We start from the raw sequence: 11,341 nt of genomic DNA, 5'->3' as shown, positions 1-11,341 counted from the left end.
TTTGCAATGGCTGAGGACATGATTACACCTTCGCCACGTGTGGACGGCCCAGCAGACCCTGGGGCCGAAAGATCAGGATCAGCACCAGCAAGGAGAAACTGAACACGTCCTTGTAGTCGGTGTTGACCATGCTCGAGAACTGCGACTCGGCCACCCCCAGAATCAGCCCGCCGAGCATCGCCCCAGGCAACGAGCCAATGCCGCCCAGCACCGCAGCAGTAAAGGCCTTGATACCGATGATGAAGCCGGCATAAAAATCGAAGGTGCCGTAGTTCATGGTGATCAGTACACCGGCCAGCGCGGCCATGGCGGCGCCGATGACGAAGACATAGGAGATCACCCGGTCGGTGTTGATACCGAGGATCGAGGCCATCTTGCGGTCCTGCTGGGTGGCGCGACACATGCGCCCGAGCTTGGTGTACTGGATCACATAGGTCAGCAGCGCCATGCCGACAAAGGCGGCGATCAGGATGAACACCTTGGTGTAGGTGAGTTGCACGAAGCCCTCACCTATATGCAGTTTGAACGCTCCTTCGAGCAGGGTCGGCACGCCTTGCTGGCGAGCGCCCTGACTGATCTGCACGTAGTTCTGCAAGACCAGGGACATGCCGATGGCACTGATCAGCGGCGCCAGCCGCGTGGAATTGCGCAGCGGTTTGTAGGCCACCCGCTCGATCACCCAGCCGTACACCCCGGTAATCGCGATGGTGAACAACAATGTGCCGAGAATCAGCAGCGGAAAGGATTCGAGACCGAAAGACGCCAGAATGGCCAGGGTAATGGCCGACAGGTAGGCGGAGATCATGTACACCTCGCCATGGGCGAAGTTGATCATGCCGATGATGCCGTAGACCATGGTGTAACCGATGGCGATCAGGCCATAGACCGCTCCGAGGGTCAGCCCGTTAATCGTTTGCTGCAGGAAAATACCGTCCATTGACTCAGTCTCGTCTGCTGAGACAAGCGGCCTGGGGTTCGGCCGGCCTGCTCGAGTGAAATCAGACGGGGACTGCTGAACGACCACGGCACGCAATGCAGCAGCGAGCGGGAATGACAACTCAGCAGTTCCCGGAAGGCAGCAACCGTTCAAGCACGGGTAGTACCTGAGCGGTTAGCCGAGCTAGGGGCCTGTACGGCTAGCTGATTAACTCAAGTTCGGATGAGCGGGGCTTTGAGACAGGACGCCGCAACGAGTCATAGCGGGCTATGGCGAGGAGCGGCAACGCAGTATCAGGGCCTCAGGCGACGAAATTGACTAATTGAACCAGCCACACAGACCACTAGTTTTTACTGCTGGTGGTATTTGCCCTGTTCGTCCCATTCATAGACAACGTAGTCGGAGACTTTCAGGTCGCCCTTGCCGTCCCACTCCTTCTTGCCCATCACGGTCTGCACCGGGTTGGCTTTCAGCCAGGCGCTGGCCTTGGCGCTATCGTTCTCGCCGGCCCCATTGAAGGCGGCTGCCAGGGCTTGCACTGAAGCGTAGGAGTAAAGGGTATAGCCTTCGGGTTCGAAGCCGTTGGCGCGGAACTTCTCGATCACCGCCTTGCCATCGGCAATCAGGCGTGGGTCGGCGCCGAAGGTCATCAGCACGCCCTTGGTGTACTGCGGACCACCGGCGGTGGTAACCAGCTCATCGGTGACGATGCCGTCGCCGGAGAGGAAGGTCGCCGTCAGCCCCTGCTCGCGCATCTGCCGCACCAGCGGACCGGCTTCGGCATGCAGCCCACCGAAGTACACCACCTCGGCGCCAGCGGCGCGCAGTTTGGTGACCAACGCGTTGAAGTCTTTCTCGCCGCGAGTCAGGCCCTCGTAGAGCACCTCGGTGACGCCGCGCTTGTTCAGTTGCGCCTTGGTCGCATCCGCCAGGCCCTGGCCGTAGGTGTCCTTGTCATGGATGATCGCGACCTTGCTGGCCTTCAGGGTATCGACGATGTAATCGCCGGCGACGATGCCCTGCTGATCGTCGCGCCCACACATGCGGAACATGCCGGACAGGCCGCGCTCGGTTACCGCCGGATTGGTCGAACCGGGCGTAATGGCGATGATGCCTGCCTCGTCGTAGACCTCGGAAGCCGGAATGGTCGAGGACGAACAGAAATGTCCAACCACCCCTTGGGCATCATCCTGATCGACCAGGCGGTTGGCCACGGCGACCGCCTGCTTTGGTTCACAGGCGTCATCGGCCTTGATCAGCTTGATCAGCTCGCCATTGACGCCGCCCGCCGCGTTGATGTCTTCCGCCGCCTGGGTAGCCCCACGCCAGTACTGCTCGCCGAACGTAGCATTGGCTCCGGTATGCGGACCGGCCACCCCAATCACCAGGTCGGCCTGAGCCAAGGAAGATAGACCCAGTGCGCCGGTCACTGCGAGCGCCAGAAAACCCTTTCTGAAAACCTTCTGCGACATAGTTTTATTGCTCCATTGCTATGAGTGAGTGCTGCTACTTTCGGCTTGAATAGGCAAGCGGCGTGCCATTGGTTGTTATAGATGCAGTACGCCTGAAAGCGGTTTTTCTCCTCTGTTTCTTGTCGTTATTGTTGTAAAGCAGTCGCTTAATTGATCAAAACGCATCGTCATAGTGCGCTTGGGGCGGGCTATGCGCAGCGCCATGGCACAGCCGTACTAACAATAGACAGCCCTAGCCGATTTGCCATCACTGCAGCGCAAATAGCTATAACACTTAGTCCAGTAGCGCATATGTAGTCCGCAGACCGCCCGTTCATAGCTGAGCTCAGGCATTCAAATCACCACACGTAGACATTGCCCCGCGTGGTACAGCGAGAAGGCGGTTTCATACAGGCAACTGCGTAGCCCCGCAGCACCGACTTTAGCCATGGGCTGCAACGGCATGGGCAATGCCTGCGGGTCGCCCTGACACAGGTAATCGGCGAAGGCTTTACCGACCACCGTACCGGTGGTGACCCCACGGCCGTTATAGCCGGTCACCGCGAGCAGCCCTGGCGCGGGCTCGAACAGACGCATCAAGTGATCCGGGGTGAAGGCGATACAGCCGGTCCAGGTGCTCTGCCAATCCACCTTGCCCAGTTCAGGAAAGTAATGGCGCTGGATACGATCGGCCCAGGCCCGCAGGAACCAGGCCGGCTTACGTGTGCCGCTACCCAGACTGCCGAGTAGCAAACGCCCATCGGCGTCCCGACGGATACTGCTGAGCACCTGCCGCGTATCCCAGGCGCCCTGCCCACCCGGCAGGATGCGCGCGGCGGCATCCCCAGTCAGCGGCGTCGAAGCGACCTGGTAGTAGAAGCCGGGAAAGAAATTGCGCCGCAGTTCGGTCCACTCGCCTTCGGTGTAGGCGTTCGAGGCCGTCACCACTTGCTCGGCCTTGACCACGCCGTGCTCGGTGATCACCCACCAGGCCGAGCCCTGCCGCTCCAGGCGAGTGACCGGGGAATGATGGAACAACCGGCCGCCGAGCTGGATGACTGCAGCGGCCAGGCCGCTGGTGTAGGCCATCGGGTTCAGCGTGCCGGCGCGCCGGTCGAGCAAGGCCGCAGCGATCCGCTGAGTACCGGTGGCTTCACGGCAGGCCGAGCCCGTCAGCATCTCGACTGGCGCGCCACGGCGTTGCCATTGCTCGCAGCGGCTTTGTAGATCGGCCAGACCGCGACTGTTATGCGCCATATGCAGGGTGCCTTCGCGGCGCAACTGGCAATCGATGGCGTATTTATCGATCAGCGAGAACACCAGCGCCGGCGCGGCGCCCATGGTTGCCACCAGCTTGCTGCCGACCGCCTGCCCCAGCTTGGCTTCGACCTCATCCGGGGCAATCCACATCCCCGCGTTGACCAGGCCGACGTTACGCCCGGAGCCACCGTGCCCGGTTTCATGGGCTTCCAGTATGCAGACGTTCTTACCCTGTTCGAGCAGGTGAAGCGCCGCGGAAAGCCCGGTGATGCCCGCACCAATCACGCAAACATCGACCTTCAGCTCGCCACTCAGGGCGCCAGCCGTTGGCCGCGTCGACGTCAATTGTTCCCACAAACACTCTTGGCGCAGCGACATTACTAGATCCTTAACGGCGGCATAGGGGTCAATACGGCAGCGAGTCAACGTCGGGTTTGCCGAGGCTTGCTCCACGTAAAGAGAGCCCGCCGATACGCTCGCGACAGATTCGCTCGGCTCAAGTAATAGCCGGGCTCACGCAGCGCAACAAACGACCTTTATTCGCCACATCATTCCGTTTAGTCATGCAGCCACACCATCGCGAAGCAGACTTCTAGGTCCGCGAACAGCTCGAGTGGCGTCGCCACGAACGACTACTAGACTCCTGCAGAACGCTATCGCGCCTATCGAATCAATCAACCGGTCCGTCGTACATGATCGCGATAGCCTGTCAGTTCTATCCCAAGGAAGAATCAACATGCCCTTTTCTAGCCTATTGCACAGTCTTCTGGCCGCCTATGCCTGTGGCGCTTGCGGCGCATACCTGACGAGTACCTTGCTGTCTGAACGATTGGACTCAGGCGGCGCAAGCGCTACCCTGCAGTCCTTGCCGACACTCACGGACTGACCATGCCCCTGCGTTCCATTTGCGTATTTTGTGGCGCCAGCACCGGCGCCCAGCCTATCTACCGTCAAGCTGCGGAAAGTCTCGGCCGCCATCTTGCCGAGCAAGGCCTGCGCCTGATATATGGCGGTGGCGCGGTTGGCTTGATGGGCGTCGTCGCGGATGCAGCCCTGGCCGCAGGCGGTGAAGTCATCGGCATCATCCCGCAAAGCCTGGAGCGCGCCGAGATTGGCCACCAAGGCCTGACCCGCCTGGAAGTAGTCGACGGCATGCACGCGCGCAAAGCCCGCATGGCCGAACTCAGCGATGCCTTTATCGCCCTGCCCGGCGGCCTCGGCACCCTGGAGGAACTGTTCGAGGTGTGGACCTGGGGCCAGCTCGGCTACCACGGCAAGCCGCTCGGCCTGCTCGACGTCGACGGTTTCTACGCCAAGCTCGGTGAGTTCCTAGATCACCTGGTCACCGAACGCTTCGTTCGCTCCCCGCATCGCGCCATGCTGCAACTCAGCGAATCACCGGCCGGCCTCCTCAACGCCCTACGCCTGTGGCAACCCTCCGCGACACCGAAGTGGGAGGATCGCCAGCCTGACTAACTCTCCCGCTCCGCCATAATCTCGCCCATTGCGTGGGCCAAGTGAACTGGCAGCCAAGGCAGACGCTCTGCGCGGGAAGCGTCTGCCCAAGATAATATGCACCATTGGCTTTCCAACCTGACCCTAGAAAAGGAACGATTCGCATGGCCGGTAGTAGCCTGTTGACCCTGCTCGATGACATCGCCACGGTGCTGGATGACGTGGCGATGATGACCAAAGTGGCGGCCAAGAAGACCTCCGGCGTGCTCGGCGATGACCTGGCGCTGAATGCCCAGCAGGTCAGTGGGGTACGTGCCGAGCGTGAGCTGCCGGTGGTCTGGGCGGTGGCCAAGGGCTCGCTGAAAAACAAGTTGATTCTGGTCCCCGCCGCCTTGCTGATCAGCGCCTTTGCCCCCTGGGCGGTGACCCCATTGTTAATGCTGGGTGGCGCCTTTCTCTGCTACGAGGGCTTCGAGAAACTGGCGCATAAATTTCTCCACGACCCCGCCGAGGACCGGGCCCACCAGGCCGAGCTGTTACAGGTGGCAGCCGATCCGAAGATGGACATGCTGACCTTCGAGAACAGCAAAATAAAAGGTGCCATTCGCACCGACTTCATTCTCTCTGCCGAGATCATCGCCATTACCCTCGGCACGGTAGCGACTGCGGCGTTTACCCAACAGTTACTGGTGCTCTGCACCATCGCCCTGCTGATAACTGCTGGGGTGTACGGCCTGGTGGCCGGTATCGTCAAGCTCGACGATGGCGGGCTGTACCTGAGCCAGCGCGGCGGCACCGGCCTGACTGGCCGCCTGCAACGTGCATTGGGTCGCGGAATACTGCTGACGGCGCCTTACTTGATGAAGGGCTTATCGATCCTTGGCACCGCAGCGATGTTCATGGTCGGCGGCGGCATCCTCACCCATGGCATTGCCCCGGCTCATCGACTGATCGAGCAACTGGCGCATAGCGCCGGCGCCAGCAGCGGCGTACTGGCCGCATTGCTGCCCACTCTGCTCAATGCGCTGGCCGGCATCGCCGCCGGTGCGCTGGCGCTGGCCGTGGTCAGTATTGCCACGCGCACCTGGCAGGCGCTCAAGGCCTGACAACCAGTTAAACCGCGCCACGACAGCACGCGGTAATCGGCCGACGTACCATTGTGCAGCCTACGCAGGCGGCTGCGCATCCGTTACCATCGCGGCTTCCTCGCAAAGAGATGCGGCATGTATATCTATCGATTGGTTCTGATCCTGGTGGTGGGAATCTATCTGTTCTCTCCAGCCATCATGGACTGGTGGATCGACCCTAACGGCGCGTGGTATCGGCCTTACTTGCTCTGGCTGATTTTGATCGTGGTGACTTTTATCCTGCAGAGCCAGCGTGATGCCGATGAACTCTGAGGAGCGGCGGCGAAACCCAGGGGCTGTTGCCGTTTCGATGCGGCCGCGCCGCAGCCTAGTGACCACCCCTTACCCTTACTCGCAGAGCCAACGTGATGCTGACGAGCTTTAGCCTAAGCCAGCTGATCCTGATCAGCGCCGCCTACCTGCTGATCCTGTTCGGCGTTGCCTGGATCAGCGAGCACGGCCTGATCCCTCGTTGGATCATCCGCCATCCACTGACCTACACCCTGTCGCTGGGCGTATATGCCAGCGCCTGGGCGTTCTACGGCACGGTCGGCCTGGCCTACCAATACGGTTACGGCTTTCTCGCCAGTTACCTCGGAGTTTCCGGCGCATTCCTGCTAGCGCCGGTGCTGCTCTATCCGATCCTGCGCATCACCCGCACCTACCAGCTGTCGTCACTGGCCGACCTGTTCGCCTTTCGTTTTCGCAGTACCTGGGCCGGCGCCCTAACCACCGTATTCATGCTGATTGGCGTGCTGCCATTGCTGGCCTTGCAGATGCAGGCGGTGACCGACTCGATCGGCATTCTCACCCAGGAGCCGCTGAAGGAAAGGGTCGCCCTAAGCTATTGCGGGCTGATCATCCTGTTCACCATTCTGTTCGGCGCCCGGCATATCGCCACGCGCGAGAAACATGAAGGCCTGGTGTTCGCCATCGCCTTTGAATCTGTGGTCAAGCTGGTCGCCCTCGGGGCAATCGGCCTGTACGCCTTGTATGGTGTATTCGACGGCCCGAAGGATCTGGAACTGTGGCTGGTGCAAAACAAGGACGTGCTGAGCAGCCTACACACGCCGTTGCAGGAAGGCCCCTGGCGCACGCTACTGCTGGTGTTCTTCGCCTCGGCCATCGTCATGCCGCACATGTACCACATGACCTTTACCGAGAACCTCAATCCGCGAGCAATGGTCAGTGCAAGCTGGGGACTGCCACTGTTCCTGCTGCTGATGAGCCTGGCGGTGCCACTGATCCTCTGGGCCAGCCTGAAACTCGGGGCCACTACCAACCCCGAATACTTCACCCTCGGCCTGGGCATCGCGGTCAACAGCCAGACCCTGGCGCTGATCGCCTATGTCGGCGGCCTCTCCGCCTCCAGCGGATTGATCATTGTCACCACCCTGGCGCTGTCCGGCATGCTGCTCAACCACGTAGTACTGCCGCTGTACCAGCCGCCAGCCGAGGGCAATATCTACCGCTGGCTGAAGTGGACGCGGCGCGCCCTGATCTCCGTCACCATCATGGCCGGCTACGGCTTCTATCTGTTACTCGGCGCCGAGCAGGACCTGGCCAACCTGGGTATTGTCGCCTTCGTCGCTACCCTGCAGTTCCTCCCCGGCGTGCTCTCGGTGCTGTACTGGCCGACCGCCAACCGTCGCGGCTTTATCGCCGGTCTGCTGATGGGCATCGGTGTCTGGGTGGTGGGCATGCTGCTGCCGATGCTGGGCAACCTGCAAGGCCTCTACCTGCCGTTTTTCGATGTGGTGTATGTGCTCGATGACAGCAGTTGGCACATGGCCGCGATCGCTTCGCTGGCCGCCAACGTGCTGGCGTTCACCCTGGTCTCGCTGTTTACCGAGGCCAGCGTCGAGGAAAAGAGCGCCGCCGAAGCCTGCGCAGTGGATAACGTCCGACGCCCGCAACGGCGCGAGCTGCTGGCGCTGTCACCGCAGGAGTTCGCCACTCAGTTGGCCAAACCACTGGGCGCCAAGACGGCGCAGCGCGAGGTCGAGCAGGCACTGCGCGATCTGCACCTGCCGTTCGACGAAGGCCGCCCCTATGCCCTGCGCCGCCTGCGCGACCGCATCGAAGCCAACCTCTCTGGCCTGATGGGACCGAGCGTCGCGCAGGACATCGTCGAAACCTTCCTGCCGTATAAGTCCGGCAGCGAAAATTACGTCACCGAAGACATCCACTTTATCGAGAGCCGCCTGGAGGACTACCACTCACGCCTCACCGGCCTGGCCGCTGAGCTCGACACCTTGCGTCGCTACCATCGGCAGACGCTGCAGGAGCTGCCGATGGGCGTCTGCTCGCTGGCCAAGGACCAGGAGATCCTGATGTGGAACAAGGCCATGGAGGAACTCACCGAGGTGCCGGCGCAGCGTGTGGTCGGCTCACGCCTGTCGACACTGGGCGAACCCTGGCGCGACCTGCTGGAGCGTTTCATCGAACTGCCCGATCAGCACCTGCACAAGCAGCAACTGGAGCTGGACGGCCAGATACGCTGGCTCAACCTGCACAAGGCGGCCATTGACGAGCCACTGGCACCGGGCAACAGCGGTCTGGTGCTGCTGGTCGAGGACCTCACCGAAACTCAGTACCTGGAAGACAAGCTGGTACATTCCGAGCGTCTGGCCAGCATCGGTCGCCTGGCCGCCGGCGTGGCCCATGAAATCGGCAACCCGATCACCGGCATCGCCTGCCTGGCGCAAAACCTGCGCGAGGAGCGCGAAGACGACAGCGAGCTGACCGAAATCAGCGGACAGATTCTCGAGCAGACCAAACGCGTGTCACGCATCGTCCAGTCGCTGATGAGCTTCGCCCACTCGGGCGAGCATCAACAGGCCGATGAGCCGGTGTGCCTGGCCCAGGTGGCACAGGATGCCATCGGTCTGCTGGCACTCAACCGGCTCGGCATCGAGGTGCACTTCTTCAACCTGTGCGACCCCGATCACTGGGCCGAAGGTGATCCCCAGCGGCTCGCCCAAGTGCTGATCAACCTGCTTTCCAACGCGCGTGACGCCTCGCCGCCGGGCTCGGCAATCCGGGTCAAGAGCGAGGCTTCCGAGCACACCGTCGACCTGATTGTCGAAGACGAGGGCAGCGGCATTCCCAAGGCCATCATCGAGCGTTTGTTCGAGCCGTTCTTCACCACCAAGGACCCCGGCAAAGGCACGGGACTTGGCCTCGCACTGGTCTATTCGATCGTGGAAGAGCATTATGGACAGATAACAATCGACAGTCCGGTAGACCCCGAGCAACAGCGCGGCACCCGAATACGGGTGACGTTACCGCGGCATGTCGAGGCGACGTCCGTAGCGACTTGAACCAGCGACCTGAGACCGCCAAGAGACCGTATTAATGCCTCATATTCTGATCGTCGAAGACGAAACCATTATCCGCTCTGCCCTTCGCCGCCTCCTGGAACGCAACCAATACCAGGTCAGCGAAGCCGGCTCGGTGCAGGAAGCGCAGGAGCGCTTCAGCATTCCCAGCTTCGACCTGATCGTCAGTGACCTGCGTCTGCCGGGCGCCCCCGGCACCGAACTGATCAAGCACAGCGAAGGCACGCCCGTGTTGATCATGACCAGTTACGCCAGCCTGCGCTCGGCGGTCGATTCGATGAAAATGGGCGCGGTCGACTACATCGCCAAACCCTTCGACCATGATGAAATGCTCAAAGCGGTGGCACGCATTCTGCGCGACCACCAGGAATCCAGGCACATCCCGAGCGAACGCAGCAACGCCAACAGCAGCCGCAACAGCGAGAAGGCCGTCGATAACAGTAACGGCGAGATTGGCATCATCGGCTCCTGTCCAGCCATGCAGGAGCTGTACAGCAAGATCCGCAAGGTGGCGCCGACCGACTCCAACGTACTGATTCAGGGTGAGTCTGGCACCGGCAAAGAACTGGTCGCCCGCGCCCTGCACAATCTGTCCAGACGCGCCAAGGCGCCGCTGATTTCAGTGAACTGCGCGGCGATCCCGGAATCGCTGATCGAATCCGAACTGTTCGGCCACGAGAAGGGCGCCTTCACCGGCGCCAGCGCCGGCCGCGCAGGCCTGGTCGAAGCCGCCGACGGCGGCACCCTGTTCCTCGATGAAATTGGTGAGTTGCCGCTGGAAGCCCAGGCCCGCCTGCTTCGCGTACTGCAGGAGGGCGAGATTCGTCGGGTCGGCTCGGTACAGTCACAAAAAGTCGATGTCCGCCTGATCGCCGCTACCCACCGCGACCTCAAGGGCCTGGCCAAGATCGGCCAGTTCCGTGAAGACCTGTATTACCGACTGCATGTGATTGCCCTCAAGCTACCGGCGTTACGCGAGCGCGGCGCCGACGTAAGCGAAATCGCCCGCGCCTTTCTCCTGCGCCAGTGCATGCGCCAGGGACGCGAGGACCTGTACTTCGCCCCGGATGCCGAACAAGCGATACGCCACTATCCCTGGCCGGGGAACGTGCGCGAACTGGAAAATGCCATCGAGCGTGCGGTCATCCTCTGCGAGAGCACCGCTATCTCGGCCGAGTTACTGGGCATCGACATCGAACTGAGTGGCCTGGAAGAGGACGACGACTTCGTCGGCCTGCCCGCCCAGGCGAGCAACAGCAGCCTTGAACCCACCGAAGACCTGTCGCTTGAGGATTACTTCCAGCACTTCGTGCTCGAACACCAGGACCACATGACCGAGACCGAGTTGGCGCGCAAGCTCGGCATCAGCCGCAAATGCCTGTGGGAGCGACGCCAGCGTCTGGGCATTCCACGGCGCAAGTCCGGCGCGACTACCGGGTAACGCACGCGACGACAGATGAGTGCGCGAGAGGTTCCTCACACTGTTACCGCTTCAACACTTAGTAACAAAAGCCGGGTCTTATGGTAACGAGAACCCGGCTTTTTTATACCTGCCGATCACCACACACTTCACGCAAGCCTTTGTTTTAAAAGGATTCTCTAAAACTGGCACGGCATCTGCTTTATCTCTGGCACAACAACAATAACAAGCAATGCCACAGACAATAAAAACAAGACGTATCGACTCCAGCACAACAAAAACAACAGGGCGGAGGCGCAGCTAACTGATTCTTTTGGAGAGGAATTGCCTTTGGGGCTTGCCCCATAACC

Annotated in this window: 8 protein-coding genes; 5 read left to right on the top strand and 3 right to left on the bottom strand. The window is 61.2% G+C overall.

Annotated features, from left to right (window positions below; translation table 11 throughout):
* Window positions 1–22: 22 nt before the first annotated feature.
* From TMS3_RS07895 to amaA, 3 genes are all read right to left on the bottom strand, one after another.
* Window positions 23–937 (bottom strand): ABC transporter permease subunit, encoded by a 915-nt coding sequence (locus TMS3_RS07895; RefSeq protein WP_025164719.1) that lies wholly within the window; start codon window positions 935–937, stop codon window positions 23–25.
* 350 nt (window positions 938–1,287) lie between these two features.
* The gene (locus TMS3_RS07890) at window positions 1,288–2,409 is read right to left on the bottom strand and encodes a branched-chain amino acid ABC transporter substrate-binding protein (RefSeq protein ID WP_025164718.1); all 1,122 of its coding nucleotides are present in this window, start codon (window positions 2,407–2,409) and stop codon (window positions 1,288–1,290) included.
* A 333-nt stretch (window positions 2,410–2,742) separates the two neighbouring features.
* Window positions 2,743–4,026, bottom strand: a complete 1,284-nt coding sequence (gene amaA, locus TMS3_RS07885; RefSeq protein WP_025164717.1) for an L-pipecolate oxidase — start codon at window positions 4,024–4,026, stop codon at window positions 2,743–2,745.
* A 510-nt stretch (window positions 4,027–4,536) separates the two neighbouring features.
* On the opposite strand from amaA, the gene TMS3_RS07880 reads away from it, so the two are divergent.
* The 5 genes from TMS3_RS07880 (at window position 4,537) to TMS3_RS07860 (ending at window position 11,012) form a co-directional block, all read left to right on the top strand.
* Entirely contained in the window at window positions 4,537–5,124 is a 588-nt protein-coding gene (locus TMS3_RS07880) for an LOG family protein (RefSeq protein WP_025164716.1), read from the top strand.
* A 143-nt stretch (window positions 5,125–5,267) separates the two neighbouring features.
* On the top strand, window positions 5,268–6,209 hold the full coding sequence (locus TMS3_RS07875; RefSeq protein ID WP_025164715.1) for a DUF808 domain-containing protein: 942 nt from the start codon (window positions 5,268–5,270) through the stop codon (window positions 6,207–6,209).
* Window positions 6,210–6,326: 117 nt separating this feature from the next.
* A complete protein-coding gene (locus tag TMS3_RS25005) occupies window positions 6,327–6,503 on the top strand; it encodes a hypothetical protein (protein WP_003244646.1) in 177 nt (58 codons plus the stop codon).
* Between the two features lie 95 nt (window positions 6,504–6,598).
* On the top strand, window positions 6,599–9,553 hold the full coding sequence (locus TMS3_RS07865) for a sensor histidine kinase (protein ID WP_025164714.1): 2,955 nt from the start codon (window positions 6,599–6,601) through the stop codon (window positions 9,551–9,553).
* 34 nt (window positions 9,554–9,587) lie between these two features.
* Window positions 9,588–11,012 (top strand): sigma-54-dependent transcriptional regulator, encoded by a 1,425-nt coding sequence (locus TMS3_RS07860; protein WP_025164713.1) that lies wholly within the window; start codon window positions 9,588–9,590, stop codon window positions 11,010–11,012.
* Window positions 11,013–11,341 lie beyond the last annotated feature (329 nt).

Origin of the sequence: Pseudomonas taeanensis MS-3 (assembly GCF_000498575.2) — a bacterium.
Taxonomy (GTDB): Bacteria; Pseudomonadota; Gammaproteobacteria; order Pseudomonadales; family Pseudomonadaceae; genus Aquipseudomonas; species Aquipseudomonas taeanensis.
This window is presented reverse-complemented; position numbering and strand designations above follow the sequence as displayed.

What these genes read in the sequence shown, in the direction of transcription:
- TMS3_RS07895 (WP_025164719.1), bottom strand. Translation starts at nt 937, where the DNA reads ATGGACGGTATTTTCCTGCAGCAAACGATTAACGGGCTGACCCTCGGA.
- TMS3_RS07890 (WP_025164718.1), bottom strand. Translation starts at nt 2,409, where the DNA reads ATGTCGCAGAAGGTTTTCAGAAAGGGTTTTCTGGCGCTCGCAGTGACC.
- amaA (WP_025164717.1), bottom strand. Translation starts at nt 4,026, where the DNA reads ATGTCGCTGCGCCAAGAGTGTTTGTGGGAACAATTGACGTCGACGCGG.
- TMS3_RS07880 (WP_025164716.1), top strand. Translation starts at nt 4,537, where the DNA reads ATGCCCCTGCGTTCCATTTGCGTATTTTGTGGCGCCAGCACCGGCGCC.
- TMS3_RS07875 (WP_025164715.1), top strand. Translation starts at nt 5,268, where the DNA reads ATGGCCGGTAGTAGCCTGTTGACCCTGCTCGATGACATCGCCACGGTG.
- TMS3_RS25005 (WP_003244646.1), top strand. Translation starts at nt 6,327, where the DNA reads ATGTATATCTATCGATTGGTTCTGATCCTGGTGGTGGGAATCTATCTG.
- TMS3_RS07865 (WP_025164714.1), top strand. Translation starts at nt 6,599, where the DNA reads ATGCTGACGAGCTTTAGCCTAAGCCAGCTGATCCTGATCAGCGCCGCC.
- TMS3_RS07860 (WP_025164713.1), top strand. Translation starts at nt 9,588, where the DNA reads ATGCCTCATATTCTGATCGTCGAAGACGAAACCATTATCCGCTCTGCC.